The organism is Vibrio sp. YT-19(2023) (genome assembly GCF_033337395.1).
In genome coordinates this window covers 33,948-49,409 of the sequence record NZ_JAWOQN010000013.1, presented here as the reverse complement: position 1 = coordinate 49,409, position 15,462 = coordinate 33,948, and the positions used below count along the sequence as shown (strand labels likewise).

At 45.1% G+C, this 15,462-nt stretch carries 16 protein-coding genes and 1 pseudogene; 7 read left to right on the top strand and 10 right to left on the bottom strand.

What is annotated here, in order from left to right; translation table 11 throughout:
* Window positions 1–2: 2 nt before the first annotated feature.
* The 5 genes and pseudogenes from R7E78_RS11745 to ppiC all read right to left on the bottom strand — a co-directional run bounded on the left by R7E78_RS11745 (window position 3) and on the right by ppiC (window position 5,298).
* Window positions 3–1,517: pseudogene (locus tag R7E78_RS11745) on the bottom strand (ABC transporter substrate-binding protein).
* A complete protein-coding gene (locus R7E78_RS11740) occupies window positions 1,507–2,355 on the bottom strand; it encodes an ABC transporter ATP-binding protein (protein ID WP_213869067.1) in 849 nt (282 codons plus the stop codon). The pseudogene R7E78_RS11745 and the gene R7E78_RS11740 overlap by 11 nt, the downstream one beginning before the upstream one ends.
* A gap of 20 nt (window positions 2,356–2,375) precedes the next feature.
* Entirely contained in the window at window positions 2,376–3,137 is a 762-nt protein-coding gene (locus R7E78_RS11735) for an ATP-binding cassette domain-containing protein (protein WP_104976471.1), read from the bottom strand.
* Between the two features lie 171 nt (window positions 3,138–3,308).
* Window positions 3,309–4,613, bottom strand: coding sequence for an MATE family efflux transporter (locus tag R7E78_RS11730; RefSeq protein ID WP_161441156.1), 1,305 nt, complete (start codon window positions 4,611–4,613; stop codon window positions 3,309–3,311).
* A gap of 343 nt (window positions 4,614–4,956) precedes the next feature.
* Window positions 4,957–5,298 carry a peptidylprolyl isomerase PpiC gene (gene ppiC / locus R7E78_RS11725; RefSeq protein ID WP_081007916.1) on the bottom strand — a complete coding sequence of 114 codons (342 nt, stop codon included), beginning with the start codon at window positions 5,296–5,298 and terminating at the stop codon, window positions 4,957–4,959.
* 214 nt (window positions 5,299–5,512) lie between these two features.
* Between ppiC and R7E78_RS11720 the strand changes: the two genes are divergently transcribed.
* The gene (locus R7E78_RS11720; protein ID WP_318057892.1) at window positions 5,513–6,427 is read left to right on the top strand and encodes a chemotaxis protein; all 915 of its coding nucleotides are present in this window, start codon (window positions 5,513–5,515) and stop codon (window positions 6,425–6,427) included.
* 80 nt (window positions 6,428–6,507) lie between these two features.
* On the opposite strand, the gene R7E78_RS11715 is transcribed toward R7E78_RS11720, so the two are convergent.
* The 4 genes from R7E78_RS11715 to hutW all read right to left on the bottom strand — a co-directional run bounded on the left by R7E78_RS11715 (window position 6,508) and on the right by hutW (window position 9,635).
* On the bottom strand, window positions 6,508–7,044 hold the full coding sequence (locus R7E78_RS11715) for an ATP:cob(I)alamin adenosyltransferase (RefSeq protein WP_005375333.1): 537 nt from the start codon (window positions 7,042–7,044) through the stop codon (window positions 6,508–6,510).
* Window positions 7,045–7,141: 97 nt separating this feature from the next.
* The gene (gene hutZ, locus R7E78_RS11710; protein ID WP_017635270.1) at window positions 7,142–7,672 is read right to left on the bottom strand and encodes a heme utilization protein HutZ; all 531 of its coding nucleotides are present in this window, start codon (window positions 7,670–7,672) and stop codon (window positions 7,142–7,144) included.
* A gap of 56 nt (window positions 7,673–7,728) precedes the next feature.
* Entirely contained in the window at window positions 7,729–8,232 is a 504-nt protein-coding gene (gene hutX / locus R7E78_RS11705) for a heme utilization cystosolic carrier protein HutX (RefSeq protein ID WP_269334217.1), read from the bottom strand.
* A 32-nt stretch (window positions 8,233–8,264) separates the two neighbouring features.
* Window positions 8,265–9,635, bottom strand: coding sequence for a heme anaerobic degradation radical SAM methyltransferase ChuW/HutW (gene hutW / locus R7E78_RS11700; RefSeq protein WP_318057891.1), 1,371 nt, complete (start codon window positions 9,633–9,635; stop codon window positions 8,265–8,267).
* A gap of 160 nt (window positions 9,636–9,795) precedes the next feature.
* Between hutW and R7E78_RS11695 the strand changes: the two genes are divergently transcribed.
* The 6 genes from R7E78_RS11695 to R7E78_RS11670 are packed head-to-tail and all read left to right on the top strand — an operon-like array spanning window position 9,796 to window position 14,374.
* On the top strand, window positions 9,796–10,539 hold the full coding sequence (locus R7E78_RS11695; RefSeq protein WP_021707650.1) for an energy transducer TonB: 744 nt from the start codon (window positions 9,796–9,798) through the stop codon (window positions 10,537–10,539).
* Complete coding sequence (locus R7E78_RS11690; RefSeq protein ID WP_017821236.1) at window positions 10,539–11,237, top strand: MotA/TolQ/ExbB proton channel family protein; 699 nt, start codon at window positions 10,539–10,541, stop codon at window positions 11,235–11,237. Before R7E78_RS11695 ends, R7E78_RS11690 begins: the two co-directional genes overlap by 1 nt.
* Complete coding sequence (locus R7E78_RS11685) at window positions 11,234–11,647, top strand: ExbD/TolR family protein (RefSeq protein WP_005375322.1); 414 nt, start codon at window positions 11,234–11,236, stop codon at window positions 11,645–11,647. Before R7E78_RS11690 ends, R7E78_RS11685 begins: the two co-directional genes overlap by 4 nt.
* 28 nt (window positions 11,648–11,675) lie before the next feature.
* Entirely contained in the window at window positions 11,676–12,545 is an 870-nt protein-coding gene (locus tag R7E78_RS11680) for a hemin ABC transporter substrate-binding protein (RefSeq protein ID WP_053303820.1), read from the top strand.
* Between the two features lie 9 nt (window positions 12,546–12,554).
* Window positions 12,555–13,592, top strand: a complete 1,038-nt coding sequence (locus tag R7E78_RS11675; protein ID WP_053350537.1) for a FecCD family ABC transporter permease — start codon at window positions 12,555–12,557, stop codon at window positions 13,590–13,592.
* Window positions 13,592–14,374, top strand: a complete 783-nt coding sequence (locus tag R7E78_RS11670; protein ID WP_318057890.1) for a heme ABC transporter ATP-binding protein — start codon at window positions 13,592–13,594, stop codon at window positions 14,372–14,374. The genes R7E78_RS11675 and R7E78_RS11670 overlap by 1 nt, the downstream gene beginning before the upstream one ends.
* A gap of 112 nt (window positions 14,375–14,486) precedes the next feature.
* On the opposite strand, the gene R7E78_RS11665 is transcribed toward R7E78_RS11670, so the two are convergent.
* The gene (locus R7E78_RS11665) at window positions 14,487–14,948 is read right to left on the bottom strand and encodes a TetR/AcrR family transcriptional regulator (RefSeq protein ID WP_005385033.1); all 462 of its coding nucleotides are present in this window, start codon (window positions 14,946–14,948) and stop codon (window positions 14,487–14,489) included.
* Window positions 14,949–15,462: the final 514 nt, after the last annotated feature.

Here is a 15,462-nt window from a genome sequence, read left to right as displayed (position 1 = left end):
AGTTAGTTCACCTCAGTAAACTGGTCGATCAGGCGACGCTCACGTGGGTCACGTTGTGCATTCTTCACGCGGTCACTCTCACCTTGGATTACACGCTCGTGAAGCAGTGGAATCACAGCGTATTGCTCAAGGATTTTGCTTTCTGCTTCGATGATCGCTTGTTGGCGTTTCTCACCCAAAGGCTGACGATCAGCGTGTTTCAATGCTGCGTCCACTTCTTCAGAGCAGAACTGACCTAGGTTGTAAGAACCTTTACAGCTAAAGTCACTTTGCATGTACGCCACTGGGTCACCAGAATCCAGCACCGTTGCACGTGACAACAAGAATGCATCGAACTTACCTGCTAGTGCATCGTTTTCGATTTGTGCGTATTCACGAACATCTAGTTCAACCACAAAGCCAGCCGCTTCAAGTTGTTGCTTTAGCAGCACCGCTACTTCTGGCAACTCAGCACGGTCGGTAAATGTACCGATGGTGATCTTCTCACCGTTCGCGTGGCGCATTTCCATGGTTTCCATACGAGGGTTCGCGTCACGAATTGGTTGAGCCCATGCCAATGCTGGACCTAACAGACCTTTCGCTGAATCGGCGTGGTTCTCGTAAACCGTTTTGATGATTTGCTCACGGTTAACCGCTTGAGCCGCTGCTTTACGCAAACCGAACTGGCTAAACACATCTGATTTGTTGTTTAGGTAAAGCGTATTGGTACGTGGCATTGCAACTTCGTGCAGCTGTGAAGATTCCATCATCGCGATTTGCGAAACAGGAACCGCTTCAACGACATCCGCCTCACCGGTACGCAGCGCTGCAGCACGAGCAAAACCGTTTGGTACGTATTCCGCAAAAATGCTATCTACTTTAGCTTTTTCACCCCAGTAACCGTCAAAACGCTTCAGTTTTGCGCTGGTTGTACCGTTGATTTCTGTCAGAACGAATGGCCCCGTACCCGCATTGATTGGCACAACACGACCGTTTTCTTGATATGCTGCACCAGAAAGGATCGCTAGCTGTGGGCTAGAAAGACGGCTTGGCAACAGTGGATCGTTAAAGGTCGTTTTGATTTCAACAGTGAAGTCGTCCAGTGCGCGAACTTGCCATTCGATACCATCCAAAATGCGTGGTTTTGGTGCGGCATCTAATGCTTTTTGTAGAGAGTTCACAACCGCGTTTGCATCAAGGTCAGAACCATCGTGGAATTTCACGCCCTTACGTACCGTAAATTGCCACGTCATCGGATCAACTTGTTCCCACTCTGTTGCCAGCATTGGCTCTGCTACCGACTGATCGTTTAGGTTCACTAGCGTTTCTGCTGTGCTCCAACGTGACAGTTTGAACGCGTCATCTGAAAATGGCGACAAACCTGTGCGTGGCGGTTGCATCATGGCAACGCGAATTTCCGTTGCTTACGGTGCAGCTGCTTTTTCCGCTTCTGGCTTGCTTTCGCCAGAATCAAAACAACCCGTCAGCAGTGCGCTTAAAGCCAGCGACAAAGCTAACTTGGGAGTACTAAGGTGCATAAGAAACCTCTCCAATGGTTTTTGTGAATTCATTACTTTTGTGTTGAGCGCTCATCAAGGCTCTGGTGATCAAGTGCGATGGGTTATTTGTCACGTCTTGTGCCGTGCCGTGCTCGACAACACGTCCTTTGTCTAACACTAGGATTTCATCGCATAGGGTTTGTGCCGCATCGAGGTCATGTGTCACCAAAATCAGGCGCATCTGACGACTCTTTTGAATGCCTGCCAACAAGTCGAGAATCTGTTTACGACTGACGGGATCTAGGCTGCTGGTTGGCTCATCGGCAACCAACACGCAAGGCTCAACAATTAAAGCTCTGGCGATAGCCACACGTTGCGCTTGCCCAACCGATAACTGCTGCGGGTTACGATCCTGCAATGTGAGATCCAAACCGACATCCGCCAAGACCTTTTCCACCTTCTCGTTCAGCTCTTGCGTTAAGCCAATATTGCTTAGCGGTTCCAGTAAGATCTGGCGAACGGTGTAGTACGGATTCAAGCTAGACTGCGGCTCTTGCGGAATCAGTTGAATGTGCTGACACAACTCTTGGCGCTGCTTAGCCGAGCTACGCGATAGCGGATAGCCACACACATACACTTCACCAGATGTGGGCTTACGAAGACCGAACAGAAGCTCAATCAAGGTCGATTTACCCGCACCAGAAGGACCAACAATCGCAATGTTTTGTGTGTCGATGGCAAGATCCAATTGTTCGAGCGCTTTGAACGGTTTGCCCCCTAACCAACTTGGTTTGGAGTAATAGTGAACACTGGCTTGCTCAAAGCGAACTTCCGCCGATTTAGGCTGCGTGTGCCCGCTCAAGTTGTGCTTAGTCAAAATAGGCTCCAGAGATGAGGTTAAGGCAGCAGTTGCGCAAGTTGTTGGCAGAAAGGATGCGAACTTTGCTGAATGGCTTGCCACGGTGCGCCATAAGCCACCATGGTGTTGTCCGCAATCACCAAGACTTTGTCACATGCCAAAGCCGCAGACAGATCGTGCGTGATCAACAGACCACTGATGTTGCGTTGCTGAACACTGCTGCGGAACAACTCAAGGATCTCCGCTTCGGTGATTGGATCGAGTGCACTGGTGGGCTCATCTGCGATGATTAAGTTGGCACTACCAAGCAAAGCAATCGCAATACAAATACGCTGGCGCTGACCACCAGATAGCTGGCTTGGATGCTGCGCCAATGCTGCTTTTGGATCTGCAAATCCGAGTTGAGACAACAAGGTCGTCACGGTGTCTCGGTTTGCTGAAGACAAGCGCGTTTTTTTGCCCGTCAATGCCAAACACAGTTGTTGTTCGACAGACGCCAATGGATTCAGCGCTTTAAGTGCATCTTGGAAAATGACCGCGGGACGCTGCAATTGACTACGTTGCAGCATGACAGTTTGTGCGACTTCACTGCTGTTAAGCTGGATACTTCCGTCTACCCAAATATCAGACGGCAAAAAACCTGCGACGGCTTTCGACAACATGGATTTACCAATGCCGGAAGGTCCCATAATGGCAAGAACTTCACCTTGAGACAGCTCAAAAGAAATGTCTTTGAAGAGTGTACGCTCTGAGTCTGTAAGGCTGAGATTATTAACGGAGAGTATTGGTTGAGAAATCACGGCATAAACTAAATGTAATAATATAACATCACAAATAATATCATGCGGGTTAAAGCAAGGAAACCAGTCGGAAAGGTTATTTCATCACCTTTTTCAGATTTATCAACAAGGGCAGATGGCTCCACCCTTGTTATAAGAACATCTAAATTAGGTCGTTTGTGACAGTGTGAATTAAAGACACTTTTGTTTAACTTGACCGAGGTATCGAAACAAGAAGACAAAGCGCCCAACGTAGAACAAAGTGAATGCCAGCCATAAACCGTGGTTGCCCCAATATTGCACCGCAATCAATTGAGTCACTAAGAACAACACCATGGTTAGAAAGGTAGAGTTACGCACTGGTCGCGTCGTCCCTGTACCGGTAAAGATGCCGTAAAACGTAAGACCAAAACCAGCAACCAACGGGAATGCCAATAACCAAGGGCTCATGTCTAGATACAGTTCAACAAGGTTTGGCAAGGTGGTAAACAACATCACCACTTGGTGTTTGAACAGCACTAACAGCAAGGTCAAGACAACAACGAACGCCGCGGTCCATTGCGTGTTTAGCTTAATCACGTTATCAAGCAATGTCGGATTCTTCTGCCCTACCGCTTTACCTGCAAAGACGCTCGACGCGTTCGCTACACCGTCGAACATGTAGCTGACGATAAAGGTCACTTGCATCATGATTGCGTTCGCAGCAAGCACATCAGAACCAAGCTGAGAGCCTACACGCGCCATCATGTTGAAGAACACCAATAGACACACAGTACGAAGCAGCAGATCCATATTGGAAGACGCAATGACTTTGAGATCTTTACGCGTCATTTTTGCGGTCTGAATGTGATCAAACAGCGGGAAGCGACAGGTTTTCAACACCAGCACCGCACCAATAACAAACGTCGAGATTTGCGCGATAAGTGTCGCCACCGCAACACCAGCAATGCCCATATCGAAGTACAACACAAAGACGATATCCAGCACGATGTTCAGCACGTTACCAAACACTTGCGTGAACAAGGTTTCTTTGGCTTTCGCCTGCCCCATCAGCCAACCAATCACGGTGTAGTTCAGCAGTACAAACGGTGCACCAAAGATCATGATATCGAAGTAAATCTTCGCGTTTTCGGCCACGACTGCATCAGGGGAGATAATCAGCTCTGCCCCCATCCAAATCACGGACTGCAACGCAATGAAAATCAAGCCAAGGCAAAGCGAAAGTACGAAAGGACGAAATAAGCTGCTCGCTTGATCTTCTGGGCTATTTTTACCTAATGCGATTGCACTTTGCCCCGTAGTACTTACGCGGAAAAAGCCAAACAACCAATACAAGGTGTTCATGATGACGGTGCCGATCGCCACACCACCAATCATCTCAGCCACACCGAGTTTACCGATCACCGCGGTGTCCACCGCCCCCAACAATGGTTGGGTAACAGTAGAAACAATGAAAGGAAATGCGATTTTAAAATAGTCTTTATGAGTCAGGGACATCTTAAATTATGAACGGGGTTAATTTTTATAAGGTCGCTATCATATGCGAATGGCGCCCGAACATGAACCAAAGTTCGCCAGCAAGGAATAGCATTGATAATTGATACAACCAGCCAACGTATTCTCATACCAAAGCTTGAAATAGGATAACGACTTATGAGAAAAGCCAAGTTAACTGCATATAAATGAGTTTCTAGTTTGGAAAGATTAGCGTTTGGTTGAGCATGGCAGATCAGAATGTATCTGCCATGTCATAACGGTAGTGATTGGTGAAAAGAGACCGTACAGATGATATTTAATGCTTGTGGGTTTCATCTGACAATGTTTAGGTCGATACCAAGCCTTATGTTCTGTAAAGCACCTTTACAACATGCCAACCGAACTTGGTTTTAACTAGATGCGGCGTTAACACTTCGCCAGAAAAGCACACTTTGTCGAATTGAGGTACCATTTGACCACGGCGGAATTCACCAAGGTCACCACCGCGTTTGCCTGACGGGCAAGTTGAATACTTCTTCGCTAATGTCTGAAACTTTGCGCCTTTTTTCAGTTGCTTGATTATGTCTTCCGCTTGCTCTTTGTGCTTCACAAGAATATGTAATGCGGCTGCTGTATTTGCCATTGTTCTATCTCTCACTATTCTGGTCGCGCAAGTGTACCCAATCCTTTTTAACAGACCAAACATTTCTTAATAATAGCTCAGCGGTAAAGGCCCAAATACACGAGGAATATAAAATCGTCTACATAATGAGTTTAAAATACAAACAAGTTTTGCTCAGTTAATCACTATTCTCTAAAAGATTGTCTAAAAAGCTCACATTTGTCTCTCCGATGGTTGAAGCCTTCGTCTGATAAGATTAGATTAGACACAATTCGGTGGTATTTATAAGGTTATTTTCATGGCAAAAGTCGTTAGCAAAGCGAATCAATCTCAGGGCATGTTGATGTTTAAGCTCACCCTGCAACAGAGTTTCGCTATCGGTACGCTAAAAGTCCGTGAAATCGTCACGTACATGCCAACGACAAAGATCCCTTACTCGCATCATCACGTCATTGGAACCGTTACGATACGTAACTTAACAGTACCAGTGATCGATATGTCAGCGGCTGTTGGCTTTCGTCCTATTAGTGAAGAAGAATATAAAAGCTGCTACTTGATCGTGACAGATTGCTTGCGAACCGTGGTTGCGTTTATGGTTCGTAGTATAGAGAAGATCATTGAGTGCGATTGGAAAGCTATTGAAACGCCACCTCCGAGCGCTGGAAAAAATATTTTCGTGACTGGAATTACTCGCTACGAGGACAAAACTGTTCAAATGCTGGATGTGGAGCTGCTACTTTCCAAAATTTATCCGCAGTACGAGAATTCAAAGATCCCAATGCTGACAGATATTGAGCGAGAACGCCTAAAAGCACTCAGTATTCTATTGGTGGATGACTCTTCCATCGCTCGTAAACAGCTGTGTGACGCACTCGATAGCATCAATATTGGGTATCAAATCTGTAAAAATGGTTTAGATGCATTGGAACTGATGAAAAGTGACGCTGCGGCTCATCGCCCAATTGATATTCTGGTCAGCGATATTGAAATGCCCGGATTAGACGGTTATGAATTAGCATTTGAAGTTCAGAATAATTCCTCTCTGAACCATTCATACCGCATTTTACATACATCGTTATCGAGCGAAATCTGTGTAGACAGAGCTCACCAAGTTGGCGCGCATGAGGCACTTGAGAAATTCAATGCAGGAGAACTAATCGAAGCGATGCTTCGCGGAGCAAAAGAGCTAGAAGCCAAAGCTATGACTTCTTAACTCTTATTGGACGAGTTGATTTGAGAATATAATGCAGTACTGGTCCTATCCCTGATGCTCACATCCGCTAATTTCTCAGCTCACTTCTTTGGCATCGCGTAACTACGAGAAACGAATTCCGTCTCTTTGACTTGGTGAGCATGATTAATATAAGAAGCTAGGCTGTAAAGTACATTCGCTAATAAGTTCGCGTAACGAAACAAAATAGGTGCGGGCTGCTTCTTACCTGTATGTTCAACGGCAACTAATGCTCGTACCGTTTTTTTAGCTTGGCAACGGCACAAATGCAATTGACTGGCTGCCGGGTGCCCTCCGGGTAGAACAAAGCCTTTGAAGCCGCCATCAATACGTTGCTTGAGCAAAGCATAATCGGCCTTTAACTCTTCGACTTCCGTCTCTGTAATCGCTAATTTTCCGCGAACCGAACCATTTAGATGATAAACATTAGGCTGCATTCTTGTCAGTATATCGCGGCTAAACTCGTCCAACTCCATAGCGAGAACAAGGCCAATACGACTACAAAGTTCATCTGCTGTAATTTCAAAGTCACAAACCGGACTGTCCTCGTAAATAAACGGATAGCAAATCTCGCTCAATTCCTTGCTTACAGGTTTCATGCTTTTGTTCCAATATAAAAAAGGGAGTCAGTATAACCTAACTCCCTTTAAACGTTCATTATGCCAAATGATCGACATTCATATGATCGGTTTACAATCAGGCACTTTCGACTTTCTTGTGACCTTCTTGAAGGTGAACAAAATCTACTAAATCATCACCAGACACTTGATACGCCTGACCAAAACCTTTAACAAATAGCCCCGATTCTGGCTTTAAGTTAAACAAAACGAAATCCTCTAGCTGGCTTAGACCATCAATAATCTCACCAAAACGCTCTTTCATTTGTTCAACAACTTGTTGCCACATCTCTGTGTCTCGCTCAACTACATTTGCTACCGCATCAAAAGTTAAGCGCTTACGAGCAAACAGCTGCTTTGAAGACTCTTCATCTTCGATCATCATCAATGAAACATTTGGATTTTCTAAAAGGTTACGGGCATGACGAGCGATTTTAGAAATGAGAACGAAATAACCTTCCTGGTTTTGGACATAAGGCGCGTAGCTTACATTCGGGCGACCTTCTGCATCGACAGTTGCAAGCTGAAGTGTACGGCGCTCCTGACGAAACTCTTTGATCTCTGGCCCTAAACGACCTTGCAAACGCTCTTGTTTAACTTGTTGATCCATATTGATACCTGACTTTACTAATTAGTATTCGAGTTAAGCCTCGATTATGTTTGTGATTACTTTTTTAATTCGGCTTGTAGGGCGCGAAATGCGGTTACTTGCTCTACAATCAACTCGCGCTTTTCGTTACGGCCTAAATAAACCTTGAAAATATTGCTTCCGCACTCTGAGAAAAAACCAAAATAGTGACTCTCTCTACCCATAAACGGTTTACTGACTAATGCGACATTTTTAACGTTATCTAATTTAAGGTGGCCGTGCAGTTCACCTTCTCTACCCATTAAATTGTAATAGCCACGCGCCACTTTTCCTTTTGGAAACGGCGCTTTAACTTCAAAGATAGAACCAAAAGAGTGGACGATGGTCGTCACCGGGCCAAAACCAACCAAACTTTCTAGGATGCTTTGCGCTTGCTCTCCTGGTGCAATAGCCACCATTTCCTGAGGTAGAGCCGCAACAACCTCAAACTCGGAAATGCCAAGACGCTCTGCCATCGCAGCTGGCAATAATTGTGGTTCTTGCTCTAGTAATACTTCAACTTGTTGCTTGATTGATTCCATTGTGTCTTCCGTTTTTGTTCAATTTGTTTTCATTAATTATTGGATGCTTTCGGTACGGTTTCGTTCATCTCTGACGTGAGTACCTGAATACAACTTTGAGCCAATGACACAGCCCAGAAGCTGCCTGCAAGAGTAAGGACTGCGCTACGTTCATGTAGTTGTACTAAGCCTTTCGCTTGCCACACTTTAAATAGAGGCAATAAAAACCCGAACGCGTCCTCTCCCATAAATGATGGAAGTTGATTTGCTTGAACAATGCCACGGTCAAACGCAGATTTGAGTGCAGAAAAAAGTGGTTCTAGAGGGCTTTGCTTCATCATCATCGCGATGGTGCTTTGACCTTCTTTGACCGCTTTAATATAGGTCTCTAGTGTGCGGTGTTGCATCATCCCGTAGCCACCGATATTACCTCCAGCACCACAGCCAATTGGCAATACCTCTGCATAAGTCTTGGCTAAACTATTGTATAAACTACGCTCGCGGTTATCGATTGCCCAATGGTTCACACTCAGTTGCTTCATATGGTGTTTGGCCATAAAGTTCACACCGAGCTCATACATTCCCGCTTTTTCTGGTGTGGTCGCAGGTGGCGGGATTTTTCCCTTTTCTACGAGGTTGAGCATGGGAGCTGACCCACCAACCACTAACTGATACAAGTCCAGTCCGTGTGCGCCAGTCGAGAGGAAATCATTTAAATCTTGCTCTAACACTTCTTTGGTTTGATAAGGTAAGCCATAGAGTAAATCAATAATGACCGGAATTTTGTCTTCTTTGGCGATCTCGCTCACCCGTTTGAGGACATCTTCTCTATCATCTAAACGTTTTGCGCTGCGGCGCACTTGTGTATTAAAACTTTGCACACCAAAAGAGAAACGATTAAACCCACCGTCTAAAGCGCCTTGATACAACTCATCAGAAAAACGATTGATGCGACCTTCTAAGGTGATTTCGCAGTCTGCGGCCAAAGGAAAGTGGTCTCGGATAGCCTGGCCTAACACACGAACCTGTATTGGAGATAAATCCGTTGGCGTTCCGCCCCCGATATATACGGCGTGAAAAATACCATTTTGTGTCCAAGGTAATGCCGCTTTCTCTCTAAGCTCCTGCATTAATGCTTCAAAGTACTCATCAACCAGTGTGCGACTTGCAGCATTTTGAAAGAAGTTACAAAAAGTGCAACGAACGCGACAAAACGGAACATGAATATAAAGACAGCGCTTATTGGTCGCTTTAATTGAGTTAGCCGTAATACTCGAAAAAATCGCCTGTTGTTGAGACGAGGGCACAGGTACGCTCGCTCCCCCGGCATGTGCAGAATGCTTCTTAACAAAAGCAAATCGCAATGGATCAGGACTATCACTGCCCAACACTGATTCATCAAACTTATCGATATCGACGCTCATATATACTCGCTTAACTCCCATCATGTAAGGGATGGAAGCTGATCTTAAAAATTCTGCAAGAATCATAATTTGAGCGTAATGATAATGCAATTGATAATTGATCTTATTTCCATTGTAAGTAATAATCTGCCCAAGTTTTCATAGTTTCCCGAGATATTCCGTGAACGTACAAAGATATGTCATTGCAGGAGGTGCTTCCCTTGCCATCCATGCCGCACTTCTTTTTGTTTCTCAAGAGACAAAGGTGTTCGCGATGCCGGCTGGAAACCCAGCAAGTTCGGTAAGTCTAAATCTTGTGTCTGCTCCTCCCGCTGTCGAAAAATCTACACCAGAAAATGTAGCGCCACCAAAAGAGCAGCCTCAAGACCAACCTGAACCAGAAAAGAAGATTGTAAAAAAACAGGTCGTCAAGAAAGACGCTGTTAAGAAGAAGGTAGTAGAGAAAAAACCAGAACCGGTTAAACAATCTAAACCTAAAACGGTCGAGCCCACCAAAACCGTAACAAAGCAAAAGGTTCAGCCCGAAGCGAAACCAAAGAAAAAAACGGAACCGGTGAAGAAAGAGACGGTAGCTCAACAATCCGCACCTGCGAGCCAATCCAAAGGGGCAACATCTCAGCCTGTCTTGGTCGACAAACCAACGTTTGTGAGTCAACCAACACAACCCCGTTACCCAAGGTCTGCACAAAGACGCGGTATTGAAGGTGTAGCCTTGTATGAGATATGGCTAGATGAGAATGGTAACCAGATTAAACAGGTTTTGATTGAGTCTTCCGGCACAGAGTCGCTAGATGCCTCAGCACTTCGTGCGATCAAACAGTGGCAATTTACACCACATATTTCAGGTGGGCTAAAAGTCGCTCACCGAGTACAAGTACCTGTTCGTTTTAAGTTGGATGGATAATGGAACAACTACAAGAATTACAAACTCAATTTGGGCTGATGACATGGCCTTTGATCATTTGCTCAGCTCTAACCGTGATGATCATCGCCGAGCGATTATTCCATGTGTTAATTAGCCTTGGTGTAGGAAAGCGAGCCATTCGCCAAAAGCTCACAGGATTAGACCCAACAAATGGGAGCGAGCTTGAAGCACTTGCTGAAGAGTTGTCGAATAAGAGGCCGCTTCTGTACCGTGGTGTTGCGATGTTGCTTGCTCATCATTCTTTCTCGAAATCTTTAAGAGAAGATGCCGCGGGTATTTGGCTGCAAGAAAAACGCCATCAGCTGCATTCCGGCCTTCGTTTGCTGACGCTGATTGGTGTCATCAGTCCTTTAATTGGCTTGCTTGGTACGGTACTTGGCCTAATTGACATGTTCAAAGGCATCGCGGTTTCAACGGGGAATATCACTCCGAATGATTTGGCTGACGGCCTAGGTCTTGCTATGCGCACCACTGCCGCGGGTCTCATTATCGCACTTCCTGCTATTTCAGGAGCGCAGATCATTGGTTTGTGGGCGGATCGTGTAATCGCCAAGCTTGAGCACACTTTAAACTACGTCAACTTATGGCTTGAAGGTATATCGTTACAGCATGTCTCGCCAGACCACTCAAAAGTAACACTGCGCTCTTCTGGGAAGATTGAGGCCGCAAGTCAATGATTAAAACACCACAAGAAAATAGTCGTAACGGTTTAACCCCCGATTTAACACCGCTGTTAGACATTATTTTTATCGTCATGGTTTTCCTGATGTTAACCGCAGCGGTCAAACTCGATTCATTAGACGTCAATTTACCGAGCACAGAATCTCAGGCTGTTGCAGATGTCGATAAGCAATCCATCACGGTAAATATTCTTAAAGACGAGCCTTACTGGGCTATTAACGGCAAGACATATATCGATTGGGACAACTTTACCCTCGCGCTGTTAGAAGAGAGTAAGTCAAGCGATAAACCGATTGTAATTGGAGCAGAAAAAACCGCGAATATTCAGTCGCTAGTACAACTTCTCGGCTTTTTACAAGAAAACGGAATTCAAGCAACTCAGTTACTCACTGAAGAGCCATCATAAAAATAAGTAAGATAGAGATCCTTTCAAAATGAAGAACACACGCATCACTATTCATGCTGTTGTCACGGCAGCTATTTCCCTACTTGCGAGTAGTCAACTTTTTGCCAATGAAACGCCATCCTCAGAGCGCGTTGTTAGCGCAGGCAGCGCCGTCACTGAACTCTTGCTTGAACTCGACGCTAAAGATAGCTTGGTTGCTATCGACGTCACCAGTCAATTACCAAAAGAAATGGAACTGCCTAAAGTGGGCTACCATCGTCGTCTTTCAGCGGAGGGGTTGCTCGCCTTACGTCCGACAAAAGTCATTGGTTCTGATGAGATGGGGCCGAAAACAACATTGAACCAATTGAAATCGGCTGGCGTAGATGTAGAAATCGTTAATACTGATGCAAATGTCGAGGGCCTTTATCAACGTATTGATCAAATTGCGAACCTTATGGATCGCAAAGCTCAAGCTGAAAGCTTAAAGCAAGATGTCCAGGCGCAAGTACAAGCACTCAATGCAAACCAACCTGATCAAGCGAAGAAAAAGAAAGTGCTCTTTCTGCTGATCCATGAAGGGCGACCTGCAAATGTTGCGGGCTCACAAACGACACCCGATGCAATTATTCAACTCGCCGGCGGACAAAACCCAGCCGCTACACAACTCTCGTCTTACAAGCCTCTATCCACAGAAGCGATGGTAGAGATGCAGCCTGACGTGATTCTTGTTAGTGGTCGCAGCTATGAAACGTTGGGTGGTGCCGATGCAATTTTAAAAGCAATGCCGCTTCTTGCTGCAACACCCGCTGGAAAGAACAAAGACATCATAACGATTGATGGCCATGCTCTGGTAGGTGGTTTGGGCCTTAAAAGCCTTGCAGAAGCTAAACGCTTGAATGCACTGCTTTACCCATAGAGACATGACATGTTGTTAAGACGCATCCCCCTTTCAACGACGTTATCAGTGCTTAGTGGATTTTTAGCATTTATTGCTATCGCCTCTATTACCGTTGGACCAATGAACATTAGCTTTGCTGACAGTTTGCGTAGCCTAACGGGAGGCAGTTCTGATCTCGCTCCTCACATTCAGTTGGTCATTAACGAAATCCGATTGCCTCGCACCATTTTGTGTATGTTCATCGGCGCCATTTTAGCAATTTGTGGTGTGGTTATGCAGGGCTTGTTCCGTAACCCATTAGCCGAGCCTGGTATCATTGGTGTGTCTGCTGGCGCTGCTCTTGGTGGTGCATTCGCTATTGTTGTATTTGCTGAATTTAGCCAAAACTATCCGCAACTAATGAACTTAGCGGCTCTGCCTCTTTTTGCTTTCCTTGGCGGTGCACTAACGACTATTCTCGTTTATAAACTCGGCACAAGTAAGTTTGGTACCTCAGTTACAATTATGTTGTTAGCCGGCGTTGCCATCAGCGCGCTCTCGGGGGCTGCGATTGGCTACATGAACTTTATCGCAGATGATCAGATGCTGCGAGATTTGACGCTTTGGTCGATGGGCTCATTAGCTGGTGCAAATTGGTCAGGGATTGCTCTATCTGCTATAACACTCGTCATCCTATTGCTCTGGTTTCAGAAGAAGTCGATGGCGCTGAATGCTCTGTTGTTAGGGGAATCAGAAGCAAGACACTTAGGAGTTCCGGTTCAAAAACTCAAACGTCAGCTTATTTTACTTTCTGCACTGGGTGTTGGTATTACGGTGAGCATCAGTGGTGCAATTGGCTTTATTGGGCTCGTGATTCCTCACTTAGGGCGCATGCTCGCTGGGCCTGACCATCGAACGCTATTACCAATATCTGCCTTAATGGGAGCACTGCTTCTTACTGCCGCAGATATGTTTGCTCGTGTTGCCGTGGCACCAGCTGAATTACCAGTTGGAATCGTGACCGCATTGATTGGCGCGCCCTTTTTCATCTACTTATTGTTCCAGCAAAAAGGGAAGATTTTGTAATGAACCAGATCGTTTTATCGGGGAAAAACATTTCGATGACGTATGGCAACCGTGTGGTGCTCGATGACATCAACATTGATATCCGAGCTGGTGAAGTGACCGCCCTACTCGGCCCCAATGGCGCAGGTAAAAGTACTTTACTCAAGCTTCTATGCGGTGAGATCTCTTCGAATCATCACATCACCTACTTCGGTAAACAAAAGCATGATTGGGAGCCTGAAAAAAGCGCCAAACATATTGCAATGCTCCCGCAGCACAGCACCTTAACCTTCCCATTTCTAGCCAGAGAAGTAGTAGAGCTGGGGGCAATACCGCTATCACTGTCCAATAAAGAAACCACTAAACTGGCTTTACATTACATGGAACAAACCGACGTATTGCATTTAGCAGAAAGCCTGTACCCGTCTTTATCTGGTGGAGAAAAGCAACGACTGCATCTAGCACGAGTGATGACACAACTACATCAATCTGGCGAAAAACGAATCTTAATGCTTGATGAACCTACCTCAGCGTTGGATCTCGCCCATCAACACAACACGTTAAAAATTGCTCGTGAAACGGCAAAAGCACAGAACGCTGCGGTGGTTGTGGTGTTACATGACTTGAATCAAGCCTCTCAGTACGCAGACCGCCTTGTACTCTTGCATAACGGGAAACTAGTTTGTGATGACACGCCATGGAATGCACTAACGTCAGAGCTCATTGAGCAAGTTTATGGCTATCGCTCTATTGTGACAAAACATCCGACGCTAGACTTCCCTCAAGTGCATGCCGCAGCATAAAGCGTATCTCCTCTAAGCCGTCTCGAAAACACTTTGATACGACAAAGGCCCGCAATATGAGAGTTGCGGGCCTTTGCTTTTATATTGGCAGAATTTGTTGCTTTAAAAGCTATTACTTGCTCATTTGGATCAATGAACGACCAATCAACCACTCAAGCTCTTTGTCACCACCCGCACCAAACTGGCTTTCAACCATTTTGTATAAGCGGTCAATACCATTAGCAGCAAATTCTTGCGCATTTTCAGCGGTGACAATGTGATGGAATAGCAGTCGTAAAATCGCGAGGAACTCAGCATCTTCCAGCGCTTTAATCCAACTTTGTGAAAATGCATTTAATCCTTTATCAAACTCTAAGTGTTCAATAAACATTTTAAAGATACGGCCATCCAGTGCGGCGGTGAAGTCCGTTTTCTTAGGGAAGTGATGGCTAATACCGGTACGCGATATACCTGTCTGCTGGCTTAGCGTCGTGTACGACATTTTGTCGTAACCTAACCTGAGTAGCTGATCAATAACGGCATCCATGATCTTTTGGATAGTGATTTCGGTATCTTCTTTACTACGCTTTGGCATATTTTAAGCTCTTCTCTTTGTAAATCCATCTAACTCACTATTAAATGAGGCCAGAATGAAATCATTCTTAGCATTATACCCGGCTCGCCGATGCGGTTCGATTAGCGAAAACCTAGAAATCAGGTTGCTAAGCGCTGCACTTGAAAGCGCTTTGGGTATATGTATTGCGACTATTTAATATCATGTCGAGTTCCAAACCATAACGTCTTTACACTACGTAATGTGTAATTTTCAGTTATGTTTTTGTCAATACATGCTACTCAAAATAAGGCGAAAAGTTAGTCTCATCAAAACCTTGCGCCAATTATTCATCGAAACTATTCAAAGACCAAGAATGATAATTATTAAAAATAATCAATCAAGAAATAGTCTTATAAATTAACCATTAGTTCAACTGGACTGAGCAAAATCTCGTCACTATGTTCGTTAATTGATTTTAAATGTTGATATATATCACATTAACGTTCTTGATGATTTAGTAGTCCAATCTTTAACCCTTACTTAACAAGTGCCT